General features: G+C 65.1%; 21 protein-coding genes. 10 read left to right on the top strand and 11 right to left on the bottom strand.

Translation table 11 applies throughout. From position 1 onward, the window contains the following. Nucleotides 1–200 precede the first annotated feature (200 nt). The 3 genes from ctlX to EYW47_RS37235 form a co-directional block, all read right to left on the bottom strand. Complete coding sequence (ctlX, locus tag EYW47_RS37245; RefSeq protein ID WP_133199805.1) at nt 201–1,142, bottom strand: citrulline utilization hydrolase CtlX; 942 nt, start codon at nt 1,140–1,142, stop codon at nt 201–203. 46 nt (nt 1,143–1,188) lie between these two features. Continuing rightward, nucleotides 1,189–2,259, bottom strand: a complete 1,071-nt coding sequence (locus tag EYW47_RS37240) for an ornithine cyclodeaminase (protein WP_133199804.1) — start codon at nt 2,257–2,259, stop codon at nt 1,189–1,191. 168 nt (nt 2,260–2,427) lie between these two features. Continuing rightward, a complete protein-coding gene (locus EYW47_RS37235) occupies nt 2,428–2,859 on the bottom strand; it encodes an Lrp/AsnC family transcriptional regulator (protein ID WP_133199803.1) in 432 nt (143 codons plus the stop codon). A 274-nt stretch (nt 2,860–3,133) separates the two neighbouring features. On the opposite strand from EYW47_RS37235, the gene EYW47_RS37230 reads away from it, so the two are divergent. Next, nucleotides 3,134–4,231: a branched-chain amino acid aminotransferase gene (locus tag EYW47_RS37230; RefSeq protein ID WP_133199802.1), complete on the top strand. Its 1,098-nt coding sequence runs from the start codon at nt 3,134–3,136 to the stop codon at nt 4,229–4,231. 157 nt (nt 4,232–4,388) lie between these two features. Here EYW47_RS37230 and EYW47_RS37225 read toward each other — a convergent pair whose 3' ends face one another. Both EYW47_RS37225 and EYW47_RS37220 read right to left on the bottom strand, forming a co-directional pair. Continuing rightward, nucleotides 4,389–5,591: a WD40/YVTN/BNR-like repeat-containing protein gene (locus EYW47_RS37225; protein ID WP_133199801.1), complete on the bottom strand. Its 1,203-nt coding sequence runs from the start codon at nt 5,589–5,591 to the stop codon at nt 4,389–4,391. Between the two features lie 181 nt (nt 5,592–5,772). Then, complete coding sequence (locus EYW47_RS37220; protein WP_133199800.1) at nt 5,773–6,042, bottom strand: MoaD/ThiS family protein; 270 nt, start codon at nt 6,040–6,042, stop codon at nt 5,773–5,775. A gap of 306 nt (nt 6,043–6,348) precedes the next feature. Here EYW47_RS37220 and EYW47_RS37215 point away from each other — a divergent pair, with 306 nt between their 5' ends. Next, nucleotides 6,349–6,615, top strand: a complete 267-nt coding sequence (locus EYW47_RS37215; protein WP_133199799.1) for a hypothetical protein — start codon at nt 6,349–6,351, stop codon at nt 6,613–6,615. A 23-nt stretch (nt 6,616–6,638) separates the two neighbouring features. On the opposite strand, the gene EYW47_RS37210 is transcribed toward EYW47_RS37215, so the two are convergent. Next, complete coding sequence (locus tag EYW47_RS37210) at nt 6,639–7,352, bottom strand: GntR family transcriptional regulator (protein ID WP_133199809.1); 714 nt, start codon at nt 7,350–7,352, stop codon at nt 6,639–6,641. Nucleotides 7,353–7,560: 208 nt separating this feature from the next. Between EYW47_RS37210 and EYW47_RS37205 the strand changes: the two genes are divergently transcribed. From EYW47_RS37205 to EYW47_RS37190, 4 genes are all read left to right on the top strand, one after another. Then, a complete protein-coding gene (locus EYW47_RS37205) occupies nt 7,561–8,859 on the top strand; it encodes an MFS transporter (RefSeq protein WP_133199798.1) in 1,299 nt (432 codons plus the stop codon). A gap of 105 nt (nt 8,860–8,964) precedes the next feature. After that, nucleotides 8,965–9,693, top strand: a complete 729-nt coding sequence (locus EYW47_RS37200) for a maleate cis-trans isomerase family protein (protein WP_133199797.1) — start codon at nt 8,965–8,967, stop codon at nt 9,691–9,693. A gap of 51 nt (nt 9,694–9,744) precedes the next feature. Continuing rightward, nucleotides 9,745–10,950 (top strand): serine hydrolase domain-containing protein, encoded by a 1,206-nt coding sequence (locus tag EYW47_RS37195; protein ID WP_240764082.1) that lies wholly within the window; start codon nt 9,745–9,747, stop codon nt 10,948–10,950. Nucleotides 10,951–10,964: 14 nt separating this feature from the next. Next, the gene (locus tag EYW47_RS37190; RefSeq protein WP_133199796.1) at nt 10,965–12,254 is read left to right on the top strand and encodes a serine hydrolase domain-containing protein; all 1,290 of its coding nucleotides are present in this window, start codon (nt 10,965–10,967) and stop codon (nt 12,252–12,254) included. A gap of 77 nt (nt 12,255–12,331) precedes the next feature. Here EYW47_RS37190 and EYW47_RS37185 read toward each other — a convergent pair whose 3' ends face one another. Together EYW47_RS37185 and EYW47_RS37180 are read right to left on the bottom strand one after the other, a co-directional pair. After that, entirely contained in the window at nt 12,332–13,048 is a 717-nt protein-coding gene (locus EYW47_RS37185) for an NnrU family protein (RefSeq protein ID WP_133199795.1), read from the bottom strand. Nucleotides 13,049–13,185: 137 nt separating this feature from the next. Continuing rightward, nucleotides 13,186–13,899 (bottom strand): GntR family transcriptional regulator, encoded by a 714-nt coding sequence (locus EYW47_RS37180; protein ID WP_133199794.1) that lies wholly within the window; start codon nt 13,897–13,899, stop codon nt 13,186–13,188. A 237-nt stretch (nt 13,900–14,136) separates the two neighbouring features. Here EYW47_RS37180 and EYW47_RS37175 point away from each other — a divergent pair, with 237 nt between their 5' ends. Genes EYW47_RS37175 through EYW47_RS37160 form a run of 4 tightly spaced genes read left to right on the top strand, consistent with a single transcriptional unit; the run spans nt 14,137 to nt 18,403 of the window. Beyond that, a complete protein-coding gene (locus EYW47_RS37175) occupies nt 14,137–15,432 on the top strand; it encodes an MFS transporter (protein ID WP_133199793.1) in 1,296 nt (431 codons plus the stop codon). Nucleotides 15,433–15,469: 37 nt separating this feature from the next. Then, on the top strand, nt 15,470–16,198 hold the full coding sequence (locus EYW47_RS37170) for a maleate cis-trans isomerase family protein (protein WP_133199792.1): 729 nt from the start codon (nt 15,470–15,472) through the stop codon (nt 16,196–16,198). A gap of 22 nt (nt 16,199–16,220) precedes the next feature. Beyond that, a complete protein-coding gene (gene hydA / locus EYW47_RS37165) occupies nt 16,221–17,636 on the top strand; it encodes a dihydropyrimidinase (protein ID WP_133199791.1) in 1,416 nt (471 codons plus the stop codon). A 14-nt stretch (nt 17,637–17,650) separates the two neighbouring features. Further along, on the top strand, nt 17,651–18,403 hold the full coding sequence (locus tag EYW47_RS37160) for an aspartate/glutamate racemase family protein (RefSeq protein WP_133199790.1): 753 nt from the start codon (nt 17,651–17,653) through the stop codon (nt 18,401–18,403). An 85-nt stretch (nt 18,404–18,488) separates the two neighbouring features. Here the strand turns inward: EYW47_RS37160 and EYW47_RS37155 are convergent, their stop codons facing one another. From EYW47_RS37155 to EYW47_RS37145, 3 genes are read right to left on the bottom strand one after another with little or no spacing between them, the layout of a single operon-like run. Continuing rightward, entirely contained in the window at nt 18,489–19,733 is a 1,245-nt protein-coding gene (locus tag EYW47_RS37155; protein WP_133199789.1) for a cytochrome c, read from the bottom strand. Next, the gene (locus tag EYW47_RS37150) at nt 19,730–20,455 is read right to left on the bottom strand and encodes a (2Fe-2S)-binding protein (protein ID WP_133199788.1); all 726 of its coding nucleotides are present in this window, start codon (nt 20,453–20,455) and stop codon (nt 19,730–19,732) included. The genes EYW47_RS37155 and EYW47_RS37150 overlap by 4 nt, the downstream gene beginning before the upstream one ends. Further along, nucleotides 20,452–23,352: a xanthine dehydrogenase family protein molybdopterin-binding subunit gene (locus tag EYW47_RS37145; protein WP_133199787.1), complete on the bottom strand. Its 2,901-nt coding sequence runs from the start codon at nt 23,350–23,352 to the stop codon at nt 20,452–20,454. The genes EYW47_RS37150 and EYW47_RS37145 overlap by 4 nt, the downstream gene beginning before the upstream one ends. Nucleotides 23,353–23,489 lie beyond the last annotated feature (137 nt).

The raw sequence follows: 23,489 nt of genomic DNA, 5'->3' as shown, positions 1-23,489 counted from the left end.
CTCACCTCAGTTGGAGCAATTATCCCCTTTAGAGGTGTCCAGGAACATTGGACCACTACAGTGCCGCCCCGCACAGGGGCAACACCAATATACCGACATGAAAACAAGGAAAGGCCAAAACACCGAGAACCAAGCGGAAACACGAGAATAATCGCAATGCGCCTACGCATCCCAACCAACGGCGCCAGCCATCCAGGTCCTCAAAAACGCTTCGCGAGATGAATCCCAGCGAGCATGCAGCGCACCGATCCACCCGCCATTTCAATAGTCGCCACATCAAGCGGCAACAGTTGCGCCGAGCGCTCGATCATCCGCCGCTGGCACACCGAAAGACAATCGACCGCACGCCGAGAAATCGCAAGCACACGCCCTTCACGCCCCGACAATTCAATGGCATTGCCCGCGAAGTTATCGATCTGAGCGTTCTCGAGGCCAATCACGGTGCGACCGGTTTGCGCGAGACGCAGATGAATCTCCTCACGCCGCGCGGCATCGCTAATCATATCGAGCCCAATCAGCACAAATTCGGTTGCAACGCTCATCATCACGTTGGTGTGATAAATGGGCTGACCATCGCTGCCAGCCGTATTAAAGCACATCGGCTCGAAATTGAAATGCGTGCAGAAGCGTTCGAGCGCGACCGGATCGGCACGGCGCGAGCGCGCCGTGTAGGCCACGCGCGCGACATGATCGAGCACCATCGCGCCCGTGCCTTCGAGAAAGATATCGTCGTATTCGAGGCCGGAAAAATCGATCACGTCCTGCACGCGATACTCGGACTTGAGCATCTCGATCACATCGGTGCGCCGCTCGCGCCGGCGATTGCCGCTATACATCGGATAAAGCGCGACGTGGCCCCCGGGATGCGTGGAGAACCAGTTGTTCGGGAACACCGAATCCGGCGTGCTGCGCTCGCCGAAGTCGTCGAAGAGGTGCACCTGCACGCCCGCGTCGCGCAGCCGTTGCGCGGCTTCGGTGACCTCGTCGCGCGCCGCTTCGGCAATGGCGTCGGCGGCCGTGGCGTCGCCCGGCGTCGGCGCGCACTGAAACGCGTTGTCGCCCGCGGTTTCGGGGTTCGGGTGAAAGCGGTGCGGCCGGATCATCACGACAGCGGACGGCGCCTGAATCGAAAGAAGGCTCATAGGGGTAGCGAGTGTCGGGCAACGGGAATCAGGCGATGCTGTGCGCTCAATCCGCCAGCACGACGGCTTCAGGTTCGCTGGCCGCCGGCGACGCAGGCGCGTGCCCGCCAATCAGTGCGTACAGATTCTTGGGGTCCGCGGCAGGCGGAATCAGCGAGATGTCGTCGCCCACGCCGTATTGCATCGCGCGCTCATAGAGGTAGCGCAGCGCCGAATAGTCCTCGAGCGCGAAGCCCACCGAATCGAAGATGGTGACCTGCGAGGCGCTTTCGCGGCCCGGCACTTCGCCCTGCAGCACGCGCCAGAATTCGACCACGGGAAAGTCCGCCGGCAATTGCTGGATCTCGCCTTCGATACGGCTCTGCGGCTCGTATTCAACGATCACGCGGCCCATGCGCACGACGCTCTCGTGCAGTTCGGTCTTGCCAGGGCAGTCGCCGCCGACGGCGTTCAGATGCATGCCGGGCTCGATCATCTCCGCTGTGACGATCGTGGCATTGGCCTTGTCCGCCGTGACCGTGGTGACGATGTCGGCGCCGCGCACCGCGTCCGCCGTCGAGCGGGCGCGCACGATCTTCAATTGAGAAAACGCCGCGAGATTGCGCACGAGCTTGTCGGTGGCCTGCGCGTCGATATCGAAGACGCGAATCTCGTCGATACCCAGCAGCGTATGAAAGCCGATCGCCTGGAATTCGCTTTGCGCGCCGTTGCCGATCAGCGCCATCGTGCGCGCGTCGGGACGCGCGAGCTGTTTCGCCGCCATGACCGACGTCGCCGCCGTGCGCAGCGCCGTGGTCAGCGTCAGCTCGGCAAGCAGGACGGGATAGCCGGTGTCGACGTCGCCGAGCGCGCCGAACGCCATCACGGTATGCAGGCCGCGCTGCGCATTGACGGGATGACCGTTCACGTACTTGAACGCGAACAGTTTCGAGTCGGCTACGGGCATCAGCTCGATCACGCCGTCGCGCGAATGGCAGGCGACGCGCGGCGATTTATCGAAATCGGCCCAGCGCCGGTAATCGGCTTCGAGCGCATCGACGAGCTCGCTCAGGCATCGAGGCACGCCGATTTGCGCGATCAGCTTGCTGGTGGCGGGAACGTCAAGAAAGCGGGTCATGAAATGTCTCCTGGTTTTGCTGGACGGCCTGCGGCGCTGGTGCGCCGCGCAATGAGGAGATTATTTCGATGAAGCGCGCCAACAAAAAGCAGGCAAAGCTGGCAAAACGCGCAGCAAACTGGCCACTTTGCCAGCCCCGGCTGGCATCTTGCTCGCGGGGGCGGCCGCTCAGGCCTTGTGCGTCGAGAGCAGGATACTGGTCTCGGTGTTGGCGATGCCGTCGACGAGGCGGATCGAGCCCAGCACGCGGTCGAAATTCTCGAGCGAATCTGCCTGCAGTTCCGCAACCAGATCCCAGCGCCCGTTGGTGCTGTGGATGGCCGCCACGTTCGGATAGCCGCGCAGCGCCTTCACGACCTCGGCGGCGCGGTTGCCATCGACGGCAATCGACATCAGCGCGCGGATGCGGTGCTTCTCCGCCGATGGCTTCAGGCGCACCGTGTAGCCGACGATCACGCCGTTTGCCTCTAGCCGCGTGATCCGGTTCTGGACGGTCGCCCGCGCCACCCGCAACTGCTTCGCCAGGGTGACGACGGAAGTACGGGCGTTGTCGCGCAGCAGCGCAATGAGTTGTCGGTCGACGTCGTCGAGGCTGATCATGTCGTAATTATTCCTGGCGGGAGCGAGAGAGCTGCGAATATGCAGCGAGGCATGGGCTTGCGCCATGCCAACTTGTCAAAATGCCCGCTCCGGGTGGCAATTTGCCAGGATTATCGGCGATTTCGGTACGTTTGCCACGTTTACGCCAACTCGCCAAAGGCCGGCCCCGAAGCGGCGCTGCGGAAAACGGAAACGCCGATTCGCCGAACCTCGCGAAATCTGATAGAACATCGGCCTGGGCTTTTTCGATCAATAACCGCGAGAGACGACGCATATGAACACCCCCCGTCCCCTTGAAATCGCCGTGGAACGGCACCCGAATCCCACGCCGGCCGACGAAATCGCCGCGCGGCTGACCAATCCGGTGTTCGGACGCGTTTTCACGGATCACATGGTCACGATCCGCTGGACGGAAGGCACCGGCTGGCATGACGCCAAGGTCGAGGCGCGCCGCCCGTTCCAGATCAACCCGGCCTGCGCCGTCCTGCACTACGCGCAGGAGATTTTCGAGGGCATGAAGGCCTATCGCGGCGAAAACGGCCAGATCTCGCTGTTCCGCCCGCAGGAAAACGCCAAGCGCTTCCGCAACTCGGCCGCGCGCATGTCGATGGCCGACCTGCCCGAAGAGCTGTTCCTGCGCGCCGTCGAGGCGCTCGTCGACATCGACCGCGCCTGGGTGCCGGGCGGCGACGGCAGCCTCTACCTGCGCCCCTTCATGTTCGCCAACGAGAGCTTCCTCGGCGTGCGGGCCGCCAGCGAGTACATCTTCTGCGTGATCGCCTGTCCGGTCGGTCCCTATTTCAAGTCGGGCAAGTCGGCGGTCACGGTCTGGGTCTCGGACCAGTACACGCGCGCGGCGCCGGGCGGCACGGGCGCGGCCAAGTGCGGCGGCAACTATGCGGCCAGCCTGATCGCGCAGACCGAGGCGTCGGCGCACGGCTGCGACCAGGTGGTCTTCCTCGACGCGGCGCAGCACCGCTGGATCGAGGAGCTCGGCGGCATGAACGTGTTCTTCGTGCTCGACGACGGCTCGCTCGTCACGCCGCCGCTCTCGGGCACGATTCTGCCGGGCATCACGCGCGCGTCGATCATCGAGCTCGCGCGCAAGGAAGGTCTCACCGTCAATGAGGCGCCCTATTCGTTCGACGCCTGGCGCGACGACGCAGCATCGGGCCGCGTGAAAGAGACGTTCGCCTGCGGCACGGCGGCGGTCGTCACGGCGATCGGCGGCGTGCGCCATGCGGGCGGCGAGTTCGCGATCGGCGACGGCGGCGAAGGCGAAGTCACGCGTCGCCTGCGCACGTTGCTCACCGGCATCCAGCGCGGCAAGGTTGCCGACCCGGCAGGCTGGGTCCACCACGTCAAGTCGTAAAACTTTTTCGGGGGCATGCCCGCGCGCATCGAGCGCGGCAGAGCGGCGGCCCCCGCAAAATCCGGGCGAGCCTGGCGCCGCAGAGCGCACCGGGTCCGCCCGCCCTCTTCAGCTATGCGGAGTACCGGCATCGCGCGGCGATTTTAATCAGGAATCCTCAGCCGAACCGCACGCAATAAACCGGCGGCAGATGCGCGGAAATCAGGCGCCAGTTTTCACCGCCGTCGTTCGAGGTCCATAGCGCGCCGGTCGTCGACCCCATCGCGAGACGCGTGCCCGAATCGTCCACGACCAGGCCGTGCCGATAGACGAGGTCATAGGCCGGCGCGGGCGGCAACCCGTTCGAAAAGCGCTCGAAAGTGCGGCCGCCGTCGCGCGTGCGCGTGACCACGAACTGGCCGTCCACCGGAATCCGGCAGGCGTCTTTCACGGCCGGCACGAACCAGGCGGTATCGGGCTCGCGCGGATGCACGGCCACCGCGAAGCCGAAGCTCGACGGCTGCGCTTCGATGCGCTGCCAGTGCGCCGCGCCGTCGGTCGAGCGGAAAATCGCGCAGTGATGCTGCGTCCACAGCACATCGGGGTTCGCCGCGCATTGCACGACGCGGTGCGGGTCCTGCACGTTGGCGTCGCCGCGCCGCTCGGGCGGCATGTAGTCGGCCTCCATGCCTTCGGAGCTCAGGCGCCAGCTCGCGCCGCCATCGAAGCTTTGCCAGACGCCGCCGCACGATATTCCGATCGTCACGTGCTGGCTGTCGCGCGGATCGATCATCACGGAATGAATGCCCGGCGCGTCGTAGCCGCCGCCGAACCATTCGGGGCGCTCCGGGCGGTCCCACAGCGCACGGTTGAGCACCCACGTGTCGCCGCCGTCGTCCGAGCGGAACAGGCCGCCGGGAATCGTGCCGGCCCACAGGACGCCCGGCTCGTCCGGCCCGCCCGCCTCGAGCGACCAGATCTGCTGCAGCGTCCAGGGCGGGGACGGCGGGCGCGGCTCGGCGGCGTCCGCGTTGTCCGTGCCGCTGTCCACGGCTGTTCCCGTGCTGCTTTGCGCGCCGCTATCGGCACCCTTGTCCGCGCTTGCGCCGTTGCCGGCGCGCGTTGCTTCGGCAGGCTGCGGCGGGTAGACGGGGACCGCGCACTCCTCCCAATCCGTCTTGCCCGCGCGCAGCCGGTGCAGCTTCACGCCAAAGTGGCCGAGATTGAGCGCGGCATAGAGCGTCCCGTCGCGCGGATCGGGCAGCACCATGCTCACCGGCTCGCCCGCGAAATGCGGCGCGCTGGGCGCCCAGCCGCCCTTGCCATCGTCTTGCAGTACGAACAGTCCCTTGCGCGTTGCAACAAGCAATCGATCGGTCATGTGTAATGCCTCCTGTCGACCAGAGTTGGCGCTTTAGCTGTCGGCTGGAGTTAGTGCTTCAGCACTTACTCCAGCCCCATGCAAAGCTCCTTACTCTGGTCCCATGCTTCGCGGTCGACCGAACTTGGCGCTTTAGCGCTTAGTGCGGTCCCATGCTTCGCGGTGCAGATCTGCGCCGAAATTAGCCGCCCGACAGCGCCTGAACGACATAAACGCGGCTTTCCTCGCCAATCGCATCGGACAGATGCTGCCGGTCGCGCACGCGCCGGCCGTCGATGAACACGGCCAGATGCTGGCGCAGCGCGCCCTGATCGTCGAGGATGTAGCCGCGCAGCCGCGGCTGTGCCGCGAACACGGCCTCGAGCGCCTCGCCCAGCGTGCGCGCGTCGATCTCGCGCTCGGGCGTTGCGACATGCCGCTGAATCGAGGCGGCAAAGAAGATGTGGGCCATGGCGGGGTGGCGGCGCGGGAAAGGCCCGTCGCCGCCGGTTTTGTAGTTTAGGCGATTTGATGGGCGTTTCCGGACGATTCGACCTTCATCATGGCCGAATCGAGGGTGAGCCCGGCTTCGACGGTTACGCATCGTGAGCCCTGTGATGCAAGCGATGCACAAGCGCAAGCGTGCCCATGCGATTCGCCCGTGAGCCATGTTCGTCGCGCCCCAGGTCATGACATTGCGCCGCTTATCCGTGCACAATCACGAAATACGCTCTCGCGAACGCCCCATCGTCGCGAACACGGAAAACACAGGAATCCCATGGCCCCGCTGGTCGCCACACTCGCCCTCTTGATCGTTGTCTTTGTCCACGCGAACATTCCCCGCTTCACGCCCGCAGGGCCGAAACGGCTTGTCGCGCATGCGGCGCTGCTGCTCGTGGGTCTTGGGTTCGGCGTGGTGAGCGCCATGCTGACCGGCCCAGCCGCACCGCCGTGGGCCGTGATCGCATGCGGGATGGGCGTCGTTCATGTGCCGGCGCTATGCCTGCTCGTGATCAAGCGCATCAGGCGTTCGAAGCGAAGCTAACCGCGCATGCCGCTGCGCGAGCGTCAAACCTGATCTGAGCCTGCCACTTCTTCGGGCTCGCCGGAGGCTTGGGGCATGCCCGCGTCCTGCGCCGAGGCGTTATTGGCGCGCGTGCGATTGATCACGGCCAGCACTTCGCGAGCCGTATTTTCCGAGTGCGTGCGCAGGATCCGGGGCAGATCGGCGTGGGCGGGGTCTTCGAGCGCGGCGAGAATCGCTTCATGCTCGTCCATGGATTCGGACCAGCGCAGCATGTCGGCATTGGCAGCGCCACGCGCGCGATGCACTTTCGCCATCAACGTCGCATAGACAGTCGAAAGCACCGGATTCGTGGCCGCATCCACGATCATCTGGTGGATTTGCTGGTTGAGCCGGAAATACTCGACCCGCTTGCCCGAGTTGTGGCACTCCACCATGCGCCGGTGCTTCGCCGCAATGGCCGCCACCTGCGCCGCGCTCACGCGCTGCCGCAAGAGCTCTCCCGCCATGGCCTCGAGCCCGTGCAGCATCTCAAAGGTGCTGGCGAGGTCGTCGAGATCGATTGCCGCCACACGGTAGCCGATGTATTGCCGGTGCGTCACGCGCCCTTCCGAGACCAGCACCTTCAGCGCCTCACGCAAAGGCGTCTTCGAGACGTCGAACGCCGTGCACATGTCCTTCTCGTCGATGCGCGCGCCGGGGGGCAGCTCGCCCTCGTCGATCATGACGCGCAGGCGCGCAGCGATCTCCGCGGCCATGCCGCGGGTGCGCAACAACAGTGGGGTTCCGTTCGACTGATTCATCGTGGTCGAAGCTTAACACGATCCTGGGACATACCCTGAATTTCTTCATGTTTTCATATAAATCAATAACTTAATGCATTTGTAATTATAGATCTCTAATTCTATACTCTGTCCCAACGTTGCGCGACGTCATGAAAACATCCGCCCATCCCAGGAGCAGTTCATGTCATCAACATCCGGTGTTGCCGCAATGGCGGTACGCAAGTCCACCGTCCGCTGGAAGATTTTTCTGGTCATGCTGAGCCTCATTGCGATCAACTACATCGACCGCGCGTCGCTGTCGGTTGCAATGCCGCTCATCTCGAAGGAGTTCAATGTCGGCCCGGCCATGGAGGGGCTCATCCTCAGCTCGTTCTTCTGGACCTATGCGTTCATGCAGATCCCCGGCGGCATGCTCGCCGACCGCTTCAAGCCACGCATCGTGATCGCCTGCGCCACGGTCTTCTGGGGCTTCTTCCAGGCCATCGCCGCGCTATGCACGAGCGCCCCGAGCCTGCTGCTCACGCGCCTCGGACTCGGCGCCGCCGAAGCGCCGATCATGCCCGCCGGCGGCAAGCTCAACGCGCTGTGGATGACGCAGACCGAGCGTGGCCGCGGCGCGACCCTGCTCGATGGCGGCGCACCGCTTGGCGCGGCGCTCGGTGCGATCCTCATCACCGGGCTCATCGCAATGCTCGGCTCGTGGCGCCTCGCGTTCGCGGTGGCGGGCATCGGCACCGTGCTCGCCGGCATCCTCGCGTGGTCCTATGTGCGCAATACGCCGCGCGAGCATCCCGGCGTGAACGAACTGGAAGCCGCGTATATCGAGGAATCGCACGCCAGCGACGCCGCGCTCGAGCCCGCCTCGCTCTCGGGCCGCTCGAGCGACTTCTTCAAGTACCGCTCGGTGTGGGGCATGTTCTTCGGCTGGATGTGCTTCAACACCGTGTTCTACGGACTCCTCACCTGGATGCCGAACTACCTGCACATGGTGCACGGCTTCGACATCAAGCAGATGGGCGGCTCGAGCTTCATCATCTTTTTCAGCGGCTTTGTTGGCGAGCTGATCGGCGGCTTTATCGCCGACAAGTGGAAGGCCGCGGGCGGCCGTCCGAACGTGGTGATGCGCACGCTTTTCAGCATCGCGGCGGTGGTGGCCACCGTGTCGATCTTTTCGGTTGCTTACGTCACCAACCCCGTCGCCGTGGTGGCGCTGCTCTCGACCACGCTCTTTTTCCTGCGCTGGTGCGGTCTTTACTGGTGCATTCCGTCCTCGCTCGGCACACGCAACAAGGTCGGCTTTCTGGGGGGATTCATGAATCTCGGCGGCAATATCGGCGGCATCTCGGTGCCGATCATCGTCGGCGCGATCGTGCAGCTCACTCACTCGTACTTCCTCGCGCTGATGTTCTTCGCGGCAGCCGGCGTCGGCCTGCTGGTGTGCTCGAGCATCATCGATTACGAAAAGAAGATTCCCGTTTGAATCTCATTTGAATCTCGTTTGAATCCCGATTGAATCTCTATAGACGCGATCCGCTGCATCCGCATCTCGTCTCACTCATTCAGCACTTCACCTTTAGATATCGACATGAACAAGCGTACCCTTCTCGGCATGCTCACGCCGTCGTCCAACACCGCGCTCGAGCCGCTCACGAGCGCGATGGTCGCGGGCCTGCCCGATGTCTCCGCGCACTTCGCACGCTTTCCCGTGACGGAGATTTCGCTCTCGGACCAGGCGCTCGGCCAGTTCGACGACACGAAAATTCTGCAAGCCGCCGAGTTGCTCGCCGACGCCAAGGTCGATGTGATCGGATGGAACGGCACGTCCTCGGGCTGGCTCGGCTTCGAGGCCGACGAGCGCCTGTGCCGCCGCATCACCGAGGCAACCGGCATCCCCGCCACGACCTCCGTGCTCGCGCTCAATGAGATCCTCAGGAAGACCGGCGCCGACGAATTCGGCCTCGTCACGCCCTACCTCGAAGAGGTGCAGGACAAGATCGTCGCCAACTACCGCAGCGTTGGCCTGAACTGCGTCGCCGAGCGGCACCTGGGCCTGAAGGACAATTTTTCGTTCTCCGAAGTCACGGCCGACCAGATCCGCGAGATGGTACTTGCGGTAGCCGCTGCCAGGCCGCGCGCGATCACGACCTTCTGCACGAACCTGAAGGCCGCGCATCTCGTGAGTGCGCTCGAGGAAGAGACCGGCATTCCCGTTTACGACACGATTTCCACGGTGGTCTGGAAGTCGCTCCAGCTCGCCGGCTACGACACCCGCCGTGTCAAGGGCTGGGGGCGTCTGTTCAGCGAGGTCGTTTAAGGAGCGGGCGGTCGCGCCGCATTATTAAGCAAAACGAATCAGGAGCAATCGATGAGAGTGCCTCAAACGTTGTGCCGGATGGCGGCGGCAGCGGCGATCGTCGCCGGCGCATCGGCGGCGCACGCAGCGCAAGCCGCCGATGCAGCGGCACAGGACATGCCCACGGTAGTGCCCGAATCGGTCGGCGTCGATTCGGCGCCGCTCGTACGCCTGTCGCAATGGCTGCGCACCGACAAGATGGACGTGCGCAGCCTCGTGGTCGTGAAGGACGGCAAGATCGTGTTCGAGCGCTACGGCGACGGCCTCGCGCGTGACAACAACTACGAGCTGTACTCGGTCACGAAGACGATTACCGCGCTGCTCACCGGCATCCTGGTGGGCGAAGGCAAGCTCAGCCCCGCAACGAAAGTCGCGCCCATGATCGCGCAGGCGCGGCCCGACCTCGCGAGCGAACTCGCCGACAAGCAGAACATCGAGCTGCGCCACCTGATGTCGATGTCGAGCGGCCTTAGCTACCAGACGCGCGAAGGCACGGACCCGCTCTACTACGAAGCGCCCGACCGGCTGCGCGTCGCGGTCACGAGCCGCGCCACGGCGGCGGCGCCCGGCACGCACTTCGACTATATCGACGTGAATCCCGTGCTCACGGGCACGGCCGTCGCGATTGCCGCGCAAGAGCCCGAGGACCAGTTCGCGCGCGAGAAGCTGTTCGGGCCGCTCGGCATGTCGCATTACCGCTGGAGCGGCGCCGACAAGACGGGCGCCGTATCGGGCGGCTGGGGCTTGCGCCTGCGCGCCGTGGACATGGCGAAGATCGGCATGCTGCTGCTCGACGGCGGACGCTGGCACGGCAAGCAGGTCGTGCCAGCCGCATGGATCAAGCAGATGGCGACGCCCTCGCCCGCCGCCGCCGACTACGGCTATTACTGCTGGATCCAGCACGTGGTCGAGAAAGGCCAGCCCGAGTACGGCGCGATGGGCTTCAAGGGGCAATTCATCACGGTGCTGCCCGCGCAGCACGCCGTGGTCGTGATGACGAGCCTGCTGCCCACCGAAGGCGGGCTGCGCGACGCGACCTACCTCCAGCAGTATCGGCGCATGGTCAACGACTACATTCTTCCCGCGCTCCAGCCCGCGAGCAAACCGGCGCAAACCGCCGCGAAAACCCAGGCGCTGCGCGAGGAACTCGAAAAGAGCCGCCAGACCCAGGGGATTCCTGGCACGGCCACCGCATTCAACGACGCCCCTGAAACCTGATGGAAACCGCGACGATGACAACCCTGCCGGTCCCGCCGCTCCCCGTGTTTTCGCCGTCCCATTCACGGCGCGCATCGCCGGTCGTGCGCGCGCTGCTCGCGCGCGTCGCGCCGCTCGTGTTCGGCGCGAGCGCGCTCGCACCCTTCGCGGCTTGCGCACAGCAAGCGGGCGCCGCGCCCGCCCCGCTCCACGAAACCGGCATCGAAGCCGGCATCGAGTCCACTACGCCCGAGGACGTGGGCGTCGATTCGCGCGAACTCGTGCGGCTCTCGCAATGGATCCGCGATCAGAAACTCGACGTCTACAGCCTGCTCGTGGTGAAGGACGGCAAGCTGATTTTCGAGCGCTATGGCGCGGGCGCATCGCGCAACGCCAACTATGAGCTGTATTCCGTGACCAAGTCGGTCACGTCACTGGTCGCGGGCATCCTGATCGACCAGGGCGCGATCGGTCTGAACGATTCGGTGGGAGACAAACTGGGCGCGTGGCGTCCCGACTTGCGTGCAGACCTCGCCGACAAGCGCAACATCGAACTGCGCCACGTGCTGTCGATGTCGAGCGGCCTGCACTACGACTTCCGCCCGAAGGACGATCCCATCTACTACGCCGCGCCCGATCGCCTGAAGCTTGCGGCCACAACGAGTCCACAGGCCGCGCCCGGCACGGTGTTCGAATACACGGACATCAATCCGATTCTGACTTCGGCCATGTTGAGCGCGGCGGCGCGCGAGCCCATCGAGCGCTACGCGCAGACGCATCTGTTCGAGCCGCTCGGCATGCAGCACGCGGCCTGGGAACGCGCCGATCAAAAGGGGCTGGTTTCGGCGGGCTGGGGCTTGCGGCTGCGCGCGGTGGACATGGCGAAGATCGGCATGCTCGTGCTCGATCACGGCCGCTGGCAGGGCCGCCAGGTGGTGCCCCAGCAGTGGATCGCGCAGATGACGACACCGGCGGTGTCGCCCTACTTCGGCTACTACTGGTGGGTCAACAACATCGTGCAGAGCGAGCCCGAGTACGACGCGATGGGCTTCAAGGGGCAGTTCATCACGGTGCTGCCCAAGCGCAACACGGTGATCGTGATGACGAGCATGCTGCCGATCGAAGGCGGCCTGCGCGACGCGAAGAACGTGCAGATGTTCCGGCAGATGGTGAGCGGCTATATCGTTCCGGCGCTCGACAATGCACAGCACGCGAAGCCCACCGACGAGCGTCGCGCGGCGCTCGCGCAGGAACTCGAGGTCAGCGCGCGCACGCAAGGCATGCCGGGAACCTCGATGGACCCGACCGATCAGCCGAAGCTCTGAGGCCCTGATGCGTCGCCGCGCGACGCGCTCGCGCGGCGACGCTGGAGTCCGCGCAAAAACCGGCGCAAAAACCGGGGTTAAAACCAGCGCCAGATGCCCGCGGCCATGCCGGCGAGCGGCCCGTGCGCCCAGGTCGCGACGAGCCAGACGACGAGACCGCCCGCCAGCGCATGCATGCCGAAGCCGCCAAGCCGCGCACGGCCCGCCACGATGGCCGCGAACGGCAGGTAGCTCGTCTTCGCCTCCCACGCGGGCCACTGCGCGGGCTGCAGGCGCTCCTTCTTGCGGTCCTGCAAGGCGGAACCCACCAGCGCGAGCACGATCATTGCCACCGCAACCACGATGTTCTTGCCGACCGGATACACCGCGATATGGCACAGCCCCCACAGAGCGAAGGCCCACATCATCGGATGCCGCGTGACCGCGTACACGCCGAGCGCCGCTTCCGGAAACGCGCCGGGCCGCCCGCCCGTGGGCAACGCGGGATTGCGGATCAGCGAGCCCATCAGCAGGATCGAGGCGATCAGCATGACCACCGTCACCACGACCCAGAGGCCGTTGCCGACCGCCCAGAGCAGTTCGGTCAGCGGCGCGCGCCGGTAGGCCACGACCATCCAGCCGAGCGTCGCGAACGAGACCAGCGAGTAGAGAACCATGAACGCGAACTCGCCGATCACGCCCACCAGCGGCTTGCGCAATGGATGCGACAAGATGAAGTGGCTGCCCACGAAGGCGACTGCCGCCGCCACGACTGCGATGAGGCTTCCGTCAAGGGTTCCGTCAGGGCTTGGCATCGGCGTGGCTCCTCAGGTCATATCGTTAGTAATTCGTCAGGGTTTGATGCGCGCGCGTGTGCAGACCCGGCAAGGTTAGCGCCCTCGCGTGGCGTATCGAAGACTACTCCCAACCTTCGAGGACAACATGAAAAAGATCATCGTGAACGCCGGCTCGCGTCGCTCGCCGGCTGCAGCACTTTCATGACTTCCGCCGCCGTGTGCTCGGAATGCTCGCGCAGCAGCCGCGCGAGGCTCGCGCCATCGCGCTTGCCCAGCGCGTCCAGGATTGCGCCGTGCTCGCCCAGCGATTCGGCCCAGCGGAACACATCGGCATTGGCCGCCCCTCGCGCACGGTGAATCTTGCTCATCAACGAGGCGTACAAGTCAGAGAGCACCGGATTGCTCGCGACATCGACGATCTGCTGGTGCACTTTCTGGTTGGCGCGATAGTAGGCCGTGCGCTTGCCGTCGCGATGAAACGCTTCCATCGCATGATGGCGCTCCAGCAACACCTTCATCTGCTTGTCGTCGATGCGCTGCGCGGCGAGCCGTCCGGCAATTTCCTCCAGCCCGTGCAGGACTTCGAAGATGGCGGCGATCTCGTCCTTGTTGATCGGCGCAACCTGAAAGCCCATGTGCTGCCGGTGCGTCACGTGCCCCTCGGTCACCAGCGTCTTGAGCGCTTCGCGCAAAGGCGTTCTGGAAATGTCGAACTGCTCGCACAGCGCTTTCTCGTCGATATGTTCGCCGGGCGGCAACTCCCCTTCGAGAATCATCTCGCGCAATCGCTCCGCGATTGCCGCATACATCCCCGTGCCGCGCAGGCTGATCCGCTTGCGTGCATCGGCCGGTAGTGACTTCGTGTCCATGTTGCTTGCTTCCTTGCTTGCATCCGTTTGTGTCTTCCGCCCTTGCTTAATTTTCCTATACTCCCCTCCGACTATCTACAAAAATTAAATATCAATAAAATCATAAGTTTACGTAACTTGTAATTTATAATTAGAAATCATATACTGCGTTTGCGCACACAGCGCACCGGGCCGGGAGCGGTCCGGCCACAGACATGAAACCCGAAGGCCGTGACCAGGCGAACGGAGGAGACATAGATGCGAACCGCAAATGCGGCCGTGCAGGCCGAGGCCAGGACCGGCGTACGCTGGCGAATCTTTCTGATCATGTTGATGCTCATTTCGATCAACTATGTGGACCGCGCCTCGCTGTCCGTCGCCATGCCGCTCATCGCCAGGGAATTCAATATCGCCCCTGGCATGCAGGGGCTGATTCTCAGCTCGTTCTTCTGGACCTATGCGTTCATGCAGATTCCGGGCGGCATGCTCGCTGACCGTTTCAAGCCGCGCATCGTGATCGCGTGCGCCACGCTGTTCTGGGGCTTCTTCCAGGGCATCGCCGCCATCTGCACGACGGCCCCTGCGCTGATCCTCACCCGTCTGGGCCTCGGTGCAGCCGAAGCACCGATCTACCCCGCGGGCGGCAAGCTCAACACCCTGTGGATGACGCGCCACGAGCGCGGCCGTGGCGCGACGCTGCTCGACGGGGGCGCCCCGCTCGGCGCGGCGCTCGGCGCGGTGATCATTTCCGGGTTGATCAGCGAGTTCGGCTCGTGGCGCACCTCCTTCGTGGTGGCCGGTGTGGGCACCATGCTTGCCGGCCTGCTTGCGTGGTACTACATCCGCAACAACCCGCGCGAGCATCCGGCTGTGAATCAGGCCGAAGCGGACTATCTCGAAGCAGCCCTGCAGGAAGAGCATTCAGCCGAGCCGGTTAATGCCAGCGGCCGCAGCCTCGACTTCTTCCGCTACCGCTCGGTGTGGGGCATGTTCTTCGGCTGGATGTGCTTCAATTCGCTGTTCTACGGCTTGCTCACCTGGATGCCGAACTATCTGAACAAGTCTTACGGCTTCAATATCCAGCAGATGGGCGGCGCCAGCTTCGCGATCTTCTTTAGCGGTTTCGTGGGTGAACTCGTGGGCGGATGGATCGCCGACAAGTGGAAGGCGGCGGGCGGTTCGCCCAATCGCGTGATGCGCACGCTGTTCGGCATCGCGGCTGTGTTGGCCACGGCATCGATCTTCTCGGTCGCCTATGTCCGCGATCCGGTAACGGTGGTGGTGCTGCTCGCCTCCACGCTGTTTTTCCTGCGCTGGTGCGGCCTGTACTGGTGCCTGCCCTCGATCCTCGGCACCCGCAACAAGGTCGGCTTTCTTGGCGGCTTCATGAATCTCGGCGGCAATATCGGCGGCGTGCTCGTGCCGATCATCGTTGGCCTGATCGTGCAAACTACCGGCTCATACTTTCTGGCGCTGATGTTTTTCGCCGCTGCGGGCGCTGGCCTGTTCGTCTGTTCGACGATGATCGACTACGAACGCAAGCTGCCCGTCTGATCTCTTTCCCCTTTAGCCTTCGATTGCAGACTCCATCATGACCCAACGCGTCCTGCTCGGCATGCTGACCCCGTCGTCCAACACCGCGCTCGAACCCATCACGAGCGCGATGGTGGCCCAACTGCCCGGCGTCAGCGCCCATTTCTCGCGCTTCACGGTTACCGAGATTTCGCTGTCCGAGCAGGCGCTCGGACAATTCGACACCACCAACATCATTCAGGCCGCACGCCTGCTGGCCGACGCCAAGGTCGATGTGATCGCATGGAACGGCACGTCATCGGGCTGGCTCGGCTTCGAGAGCGACCGTCGCCTGTGCCGCGAAATCGAAGCGGCGACGGGCATCCCCGCCACCACTTCGATCCTGGCGCTGAACGAAATTCTGGCGCAGACCGGCGTGAACAAGTTCGGCCTGGTCAGCCCGTACATCGAGGAAGTCCAGCAGAAGATCGTGGCCAATTATCGCGAGAACGGCATCGACTGCTCTTGCGAAAGCCATCTCGGCCTGAAGGTGAATTTCCAGTTCTCCGAAGTGACCGAAGACACGCTGCGTGCACAGATTCGCGAAGTCGCGGCCCAGGGCCCCGATGCGATCGTCACCTACTGCACCAATCTGCATGCCGCGCATCTGGCCGACGAAGTGGAGCGGCAGCACGGCATCCCGCTCTACGACACGATCTCCACCGTGGTGTGGAAGTCGCTGAAGCTCGCGGGCTACGACACGACCCGGCTCGAAGGCTGGGGCCGCCTGTTCACCGAAGTTGCGTGAGAGACACAACATGACAAACACCATGACAACCGGATACGACCTCGTGATCCGCAATGCCGACGTGGTGACCGCGTCCGAGCGCTTTAACTGCGATATTGGCGTGAAGGACGGCGTCGTGGTGGCGCTGGCCCGCGAGCTTGGCGCAGGCGCGCGCGAGATCGACGCGACCGGCCTGCTGGCGTTGCCCGGCGGCATCGACGCGCACTGCCATCTCGATCAGCCCATGCCCGAAGGGCTGAAGATGGCCGACGACTTCCTGAGCGGCACGCGCGCCGCCGTGTGCGGCGGCACCACTACGGTGATCCCGTTCGCCGCGCAGGAAAAGGGACAGTCGCTCAAGGCCGCCGTGGCCGACTACCATCGCCGCGCCGACGGCCGCGCGGTCACCGACTACGCGTTCCACCTGATCGTCTCCGATCCCACGCCCGAGGTGCTGGAGCGCGAACTGCCGGAACTGATCGCGGCCGGCTACACGTCGTTCAAGATCTACATGACCTACGACGATCTCAAGCTCAGCGACCGCGAGATCCTCGAAGTGATGGACGTGGCGCGCCGCAATCAGGCGCTGGTCATGGTGCATGCCGAGAACTCCGACTGCATCGCATGGCTGACCGACAAGCTCACCGAAGCGGGCAAGCACGCGCCGAAGTATCACGCGCTCTCGCGCCCCGCCGCCGTCGAGCGCGAGGCAACGCACCGTGCGATTGCCTTCTCCGAACTCGTCGACGTGCCGATCCTGATCGTTCACGTGTCGGGCCAGGATGCGATCGAGCAGATCGAATGGGCGCAGCGGCGCGGCCTCCATATCTACGCCGAGACCTGCCCGCAGTATCTGTATCTGACTGCGGAAGACCTCGGCCATGAAGACGGCTATCACGGCGCCAAATGCGTGTGCAGTCCGCCGCCGCGCGACTCGTCGAGCCAGAAGGCCGTGTGGAGCGCACTGAAGCGCGGCATTTTCAGCGTGTTTTCGTCCGACCACGCACCGTTCTCGTACGACGATCCCCAGGGCAAGAAGCCCGGCGGCGAAGAAGTCTCGTTCGAGCACATCCCGAACGGCATCCCCGGCATCGAGACGCGGCTCGCGCTGCTGTTCGACGGCGTGAGCCACGGCAAGCTGTCGCTGCACAAATTCGTCGAGCTGACGTCGCTGAATCCCGCGAAGCTGTACGGCCTGTATCCGCGCAAGGGCACCATCGCGGTCGGCTCCGACGCCGACATCGTGCTGTGGGACCCGCTCAAGCAAGTCGCCATCGCGAACGACGCCCTGCACCACAACGTCGACTACACGCCCTACGAGGGCCGCACCGTCCACGGCTGGCCGAAGCACTGCCTGTCGCGCGGCGAACTGCTGGTCGAGAACGGCCGCTATCTCGAGCCTGAAGCGGGCCGGGGCCAGTTTCTCGCGGCCGGCAAACCGCAGTACCTCGACCTCTGAGATTGGAGCGCCACATGAAGATCCTCGTGATCAACCCTAATATCTCCGAGAGCGTCTCGACGCTGATCAAGGCGGAAGCGCAGCGCAGCGCCTCGCCCGGCACCGAGATCGAAGTCGCGACCGCGCCGTTTGGCGTCGCGTACATCGAGACGCGCTTCGAAGCATTGGTGGGCGCGTACGCGAGCGCGTGCGTGGCTGCCGAACGCGCTGGCACCTACGATGGCGTCGTGGTCGCGGCGTTCGGCGACCCGGGCCTGCAGGGCATCAAGGAGTTGCTCGACGTGCCGGTGGTCGGGCTGACCGAAGCGTCGCTGATGACCGCCGCCACGCTGGGGCAGCGCTTTTCGATCATCGCGATTTCGCCGCGTATCAAGGCGTGGTACCGCGAGACGGTCGAGCGCAGCCATCTGGCGAGCAGGCTCGCGAGCATCCGCGCACTCGAGGAACCGCTGCGCGATATCGGCAGCGTGCAGCAGGATTACGCGCAACGCCTCAAGGCGCTGTGCAACGAGGTGGTCGAGAACGACGGCGCCGACGTCATCATCATCGCGGGCGCGCCGCTCGCAGGACTCGCGCGCGAGATCCGTCACGAACTGCCGGTGCCAGTGGTCGATGGTGTATCGAGCGCGATCACCCAGCTTGAAGGCCTGATCCGCCTGAGCCCGAAAAAGGCGACCAAAGGCAGTTTCGCCCAGCCGCCAGTCAAGCCGAATCGTGGCCTGCCTGAACCGCTGGAGCGGTTGTTGAGCAGCAGGAACGCAGACTAAAGTGCACAAAAAAGCGGGCCTCGAAATTCGAGGCCCGCTTTTTTATTAGCGTATGCAGCGCCTGATACAGCGCTTGATCCAACGCTTACCGCAGCGCCTTCACATCCGCCGCCACAACATTCGCGCTCTGCCCGCCCCACGTCGCGCGCAGGTAGTTCGCCAGTTGCGAGAGCTCATCGTCGCTGAGGGTGGACGCGAACGCCGGCATCGCCTGCATGTCTTCCAGGCCCGCGAACTTCTGCGTATCGATGCCGTCGAGCATCGCCACGAGCAGATTGTGCGGATCGGCCTGACGCACCGTCGAGTTGCCGTTCATCGGCACCGCCACGTGCGGCTTGCCCTCGCCCGCCAGCCCGTGACAGCCCGCGCACACGGCGAGATACACCGAGCGGCCGGCCGCGAGCTGCGCTGCGTCGGCGTCCACGGCCTTCACGGGCTGCGGCGCCGGCGGCGTGTCGCCGAGCAGATAGACGGACAGCGCGCGCACATCGTCCTTGTTCAGGTACTGCGTGCTCAGGTGCACGACCGGATACATCTCGCCGAACGCCGAGCCTTGCGGCGCAATGCCGACGCTGAAGAACGTCTGCAGATCGGCGGCGGTCCAGCCGCGGCCTGCGAGACCCGCGGGCGTGATGTCCGTCGCGACCACGCGGCCAAGCGCGGCGCCCGAGAGCGGCTTCGCATCGACGAGCTGGCCAAACACGTTGCGCGGCGTATGGCATTCGGCGCAGTGGCCGAGCGCGTTCGCGAGATAGCGGCCGCGCTGCCAGTCGGCGGACTGCCCCGCCGAGGCATCGGGCAGCGCATCCTTCAGGAACACCATGTCCCACAACGCCATGCCGAAGCGCAAGCTGTACGGGAACTTCAGGTCGTTCGCCTGGTTGGCCACCGCGACCGGCTTCACCGTCATCAGGTAGGCGTAGATCGCGTCGGTGTCGGCGCGCGAGAGCTGCCGGTACGACGTATACGGCATCGACGGATAGAGCCGCTTGCCGCGCGCGTTGCCGTCGTGCAGCGCGGCATAGAAGTCGTCGGCGCTCCAGTTGCCGATGCCGTGGTCCTTGTCCGGCGTGATGTTCGAGCCGTAGAAGGTGCCGTACGGCGAAGCGAGCGGCGCGCCGCCCGCGAACGGCGCGCCGTCCTTCGCGGTGTGGCATGCGGCGCAGTCGGCGGCCCTGGTGAGGTAACGGCCGCGCGCGACCTGCTCGGGCGTGGGCGTGAACGCCGCGCCCGAAGTGGACGATTCCTCGCGGCCGCAGGCCGCGAGCGTGAGCGCGCAGGCGGCCAGCAGCACGCCGTGCGCGAAGCGGGTCAGGAGAGCGCGCTTCATGCCGCGTCCTTCACGAGTCCGGGCGTGCTCATCACCACGTCCTTCACCGCTTCGTAGTAGCGCACATAGCCCGTACAGCGGCAGATGTGGCCGTCGAGCGCGGACATGATCGTGCTTTCCACGTCGGCCTTCGCGACCGGCTCGCGCTTGAGGCGTTCGAGCAGCACGGTCGCCGCGTTGACGAAGCCCGGCGTACAGTAGCCGCACTGGAAGCTGAAGTGATCGAGAAACTTCTGCTGGATGGGCGAAAGCTCGACCACCTCGCCGGCCTCGTTGCGCTTGGCGTGCCCTTCGATCGTGCGGATCTTGCGGCCATTGAAGAAGTGCGCGCCGGTGATGCAGGTGCGCATTTCCTCGCTCGAGCCGTCCGGCTTGTCGAGGATCACCACGCACGCGTGGCAGACGCCCTGCCCGCAGCCGAGGCGCGAGCCGGTCAGGCCCGCGTACTCGTGCAGGAACTCGATCATCATGAGGCCCTCGGGCACCTGCAGCGGGCCGACGTCCTTGCCGTTGATGGTGAGCGAGAGCGCTTTCGGCTTGTACTGCACGAGCGGACGCTCAACGGGCGCGGGCGCTGCCGCACCCGCTTGCGCGGCGGGTTGCGAGGCCGGTTGCGCGGCAGATGCAGCGTCAGGTTGGCTTGCTGCTTGCGAAGCAGCCTGTGAAGCCACTGCGGCGGCGCTGGCGCTGGCCGCGGATGCAGCGGATTGGGCGAGCGTCATGCGAGCACCTCCAGGATTTTTTGCGGGGTCACCGGCAAGTCGGTGAAGCGATGGCCGATGGCGTGCGCGACACCGTTCACGACCGCGCCCACCACGGGAATCATCACCACTTCGGCAATGCCCTTGGGCGGATCGGTTTCGGAGAGCGCCGGCAGCACTTCGCCGGTCTGCGTCCAGACGGCGACGTCCGATGCGCGCGGCACGTGGTAACGATTGAAGTTCCAGGTGCCGTTGCCGGGGCCGTCTTCATAGAGCGGCAGATATTCGTGCAGCGCGTGGCCGATGCCCATGGCGACACCGCCCTGCAGCTGGCCCGAGACGAGCTGCGGCGAGATCTGGTTGCCGCACTCCATGATCGAGTGATGCGTGAGCAGCTCCACCTTGCCCGTGGCCTCGTGCACGGCGAGCTCGACGAGCGTGCCGACCGCGCTGTAGTAGGTCACCGCCGCGTTGTTGCGGCTCATCGGCGGGATGAACACGCGCTTGCGGTCCAGCACGCGATAGCCGTTCGCCGTGGGCGGCAGCGTCGCGGGCGCCATGGCAACGGGCGCGCCCTTGCGTGCCGCCGCGTCCGGGGCCGCCGTGGCCGCTGCGGGCGTGCCGCTCTCGCCCGCGTTGGCCGTGCCATAACGCAGCGAAAGACCGTCGATCGGCAGGCGCTCGACCGCACCGCCGACATCGAATTCGGCTTCGGCCCATTGCCAGCGATTGAACACGTGCACGACCGCGCCAGTCGCGAGGCCCAGCGCATGGGCCTGTTTCGCGAGCTGTTCGAGCGGCAGCGGCTCGAGGCCTGCGGCGGTCAGCTTGCCGTCCACCCAGCGCGCGTCTTCGATGCGCACGACGAGCGGCGCGGCCTGCCCGCCGCCGAGACCCTGCGTCCAGATCGACATGGCCGCCGGCCACAGGCCATAGCGGAACACGGCGCGCGCGGCTTCACGCGTGCTGTGCGTGAAGTAGAACGCGGAGTTCGTGGCGCTCGACGGCGAGGCGATGTTCGGCGTCCAGCGCGGATTGGCGCTGAACTTGTCCTGATCGGCCTGGCTCATGATGTAGGGGTCGCCGCTCGTGACCATCGGCAGGTCCGGCCAGTCGGTCACGGCCACGCGGATGTCCGCTGCGGGCTTGCCGAGCCACTTCGCCACGGCCACGGCCTGCGAGGTCGACATGCCCGTGCCGATCTCCGCGCCCGTGTGATGAAGCGTGATGGCGCCGTTCTCGTCGATCTCGACCTTCGCGAGCGATGCTTCGGAGCCCGTACCAAAGTCCTTTTGCACGCAGGCGAAGCCCACGCCATAGCGCTTGCCCGGGTTGGCGGCCTCGTACTCGGCCTTGCGCTTTTCGCGCTGCGTCCACAGCGGATGGACCTTCGCGCGTTCGAGCACATCGTCCACGCGGATCGCGCCCGCGGGAATCGCGCCCTGGGTGTTCTTCATGCCCGAGCGCAGCGCATTCTTCAGACGGAAATCGATCGGATCGACCCCGAGCTGCGCGGCGATTTCGTCGATGGCCATCTCGGTCGCGGCCATGCTCTGCAGCGTGCCGTAGCCGCGCGCCGAGCCCGCGTCGATCGCGCGCGAGGCGATCGCCACCGTGGCGAAGTCGTTCTTCGGGAAGTAGTAGATCGATTGCGCGGCCGTCGCGCCCACCATCGCCACCGAAGGCGAGAAGTTGCAGCGCCCGCCGCCGTTTGCCTCGAAGTCGCCCTTGAACGACTGCAGCAGCCCCGTCTTGCGGTCGACGGCGATGCGGTAATGCATCTTGAACGCGTGGCGCTTGAGCGAGGTCTGGAACTGCTCATAGCGGTCGTTCGCGAAACGCACCGGGCGGCCGTCGCCATAGAGCGCGGCCACGAGCCCGTAGTACGGCACGTTGAAGTGATCCTTCGAGCCGTAGCCGACCGTGTAGCACGGGTGCAGGAACAACTGCTTGACCGGGTAGTGGCTCTTCGCAGCCATTTCCGCGACGGATCCCGCGACTTCGAGCGGCGACTGCGTCGGCACCACGAGGTGCAGCGACTGCGTGGCGGCGTCGTACCAGCCGTTGGCGTTGTCGGGCTCGAGCGCGGCGGTGTCGATCGACTGCGTGTTGTATTCGCGGTCGAACACCAGCCAATCCGCAGACGGATGATCGAGTTCGTCGGCGATCTGGGCGGCGTATGCCATGCCCTGCTCGTCGACCTTGCCGTGCGCGTTGGCGTCCGGCCAGACCGGCTGATGCTTGCGCATCATGCTCGGGAAAATCGGTGCGTCCTTGAGGCTCGAATAGGCGTCGTCGTCATACGGCGTCTTGCCGCCCACGCGCACGAAGCGGAAAGTGCCCCACGGATCGCGTTCGAGCGGCCCGGTGACCGCGCCGTAGCGAATCACGTCGTCGCGGAACTTGAGCAGGTTCTTCGCGAAGCGGAAGCGCGCGAAGTCGTGGTAGATGAGAATCGCGACGGCGTGGCCCAGGTAGGCGGGTGTCTTGCCCGCGGGCAGCAGCATGTCGTCGCCGTAGAAAGCCGGGAACGCGATACCGTCACGCGCGAGGTCCTCGGCGGTGACGATGCGCTCGGGCTTGAGATCGTCGCCGAGCAGCGTCAGGTCGAAGCCTTCATAGAGGCGGTCGGCCCGGGTCGCGCGCAGGATCAGCGCGTGGGCCTGCTGCTGCGGCCAATGGGGCATGTCCGACGCGCGCACATCGCGCGCGAAGATTTTCGAGCCCGTGACTTTGGCAATGCCGTCGATACGGAACTTGGGGGTGCCGTTGGCGGCATCCCATTTGACCGGCGTGAGGAGTTTTTCTTCGAACAGGGCAGCGAATGCGCGGCTGCCGAACGGCGCCACATATACCGCCACGCCCGCCAGCATGCTGGCTTTGAGAAAACCTCGCCGTGACAGGCCGTGGTTTTTCATGAGGGGACCTCCAGGTGCGTGCGCGACTCGCCAAGGCGACAGTTTGTGCCTTGCGGAGCGGCCCGCATTCTGGCATCCGCGCCCGCTCGAGCCCATAGCGATTTTCACATGTGGAACTTATTATTGCGCTTATAACC

It is taken from the genome of Paraburkholderia silviterrae (assembly GCF_004353915.1).
GTDB classification, from domain to species: domain Bacteria; phylum Pseudomonadota; class Gammaproteobacteria; order Burkholderiales; family Burkholderiaceae; genus Paraburkholderia; species Paraburkholderia silviterrae.
Note: the sequence above shows the minus strand (reverse complement) of the source record. Positions and strands in the feature narration are given on the sequence as shown.

Coding starts and splice junctions, on each gene's coding strand:
- EYW47_RS37220 (WP_133199800.1), bottom strand. CDS start 6,042: ATGGCCCACATCTTCTTTGCCGCCTCGATTCAGCGGCATGTCGCAACG.
- EYW47_RS37145 (WP_133199787.1), bottom strand. CDS start 23,352: ATGAAAAACCACGGCCTGTCACGGCGAGGTTTTCTCAAAGCCAGCATG.
- EYW47_RS37180 (WP_133199794.1), bottom strand. CDS start 13,899: ATGGACACGAAGTCACTACCGGCCGATGCACGCAAGCGGATCAGCCTG.
- EYW47_RS37200 (WP_133199797.1), top strand. CDS start 8,965: ATGAACAAGCGTACCCTTCTCGGCATGCTCACGCCGTCGTCCAACACC.
- EYW47_RS37155 (WP_133199789.1), bottom strand. CDS start 19,733: ATGAAGCGCGCTCTCCTGACCCGCTTCGCGCACGGCGTGCTGCTGGCC.
- hydA (WP_133199791.1), top strand. CDS start 16,221: ATGACAACCGGATACGACCTCGTGATCCGCAATGCCGACGTGGTGACC.
- EYW47_RS37195 (WP_240764082.1), top strand. CDS start 9,745: ATGAGAGTGCCTCAAACGTTGTGCCGGATGGCGGCGGCAGCGGCGATC.
- EYW47_RS37215 (WP_133199799.1), top strand. CDS start 6,349: ATGGCCCCGCTGGTCGCCACACTCGCCCTCTTGATCGTTGTCTTTGTC.
- EYW47_RS37210 (WP_133199809.1), bottom strand. CDS start 7,352: ATGGCCGCGGAGATCGCTGCGCGCCTGCGCGTCATGATCGACGAGGGC.
- EYW47_RS37160 (WP_133199790.1), top strand. CDS start 17,651: ATGAAGATCCTCGTGATCAACCCTAATATCTCCGAGAGCGTCTCGACG.
- EYW47_RS37225 (WP_133199801.1), bottom strand. CDS start 5,591: ATGACCGATCGATTGCTTGTTGCAACGCGCAAGGGACTGTTCGTACTG.
- EYW47_RS37235 (WP_133199803.1), bottom strand. CDS start 2,859: ATGATCAGCCTCGACGACGTCGACCGACAACTCATTGCGCTGCTGCGC.
- EYW47_RS37190 (WP_133199796.1), top strand. CDS start 10,965: ATGACAACCCTGCCGGTCCCGCCGCTCCCCGTGTTTTCGCCGTCCCAT.
- EYW47_RS37170 (WP_133199792.1), top strand. CDS start 15,470: ATGACCCAACGCGTCCTGCTCGGCATGCTGACCCCGTCGTCCAACACC.
- EYW47_RS37230 (WP_133199802.1), top strand. CDS start 3,134: ATGAACACCCCCCGTCCCCTTGAAATCGCCGTGGAACGGCACCCGAAT.
- ctlX (WP_133199805.1), bottom strand. CDS start 1,142: ATGAGCCTTCTTTCGATTCAGGCGCCGTCCGCTGTCGTGATGATCCGG.
- EYW47_RS37175 (WP_133199793.1), top strand. CDS start 14,137: ATGCGAACCGCAAATGCGGCCGTGCAGGCCGAGGCCAGGACCGGCGTA.
- EYW47_RS37240 (WP_133199804.1), bottom strand. CDS start 2,259: ATGACCCGCTTTCTTGACGTTCCCGCCACCAGCAAGCTGATCGCGCAA.
- EYW47_RS37205 (WP_133199798.1), top strand. CDS start 7,561: ATGTCATCAACATCCGGTGTTGCCGCAATGGCGGTACGCAAGTCCACC.
- EYW47_RS37185 (WP_133199795.1), bottom strand. CDS start 13,048: ATGCCAAGCCCTGACGGAACCCTTGACGGAAGCCTCATCGCAGTCGTG.
- EYW47_RS37150 (WP_133199788.1), bottom strand. CDS start 20,455: ATGACGCTCGCCCAATCCGCTGCATCCGCGGCCAGCGCCAGCGCCGCC.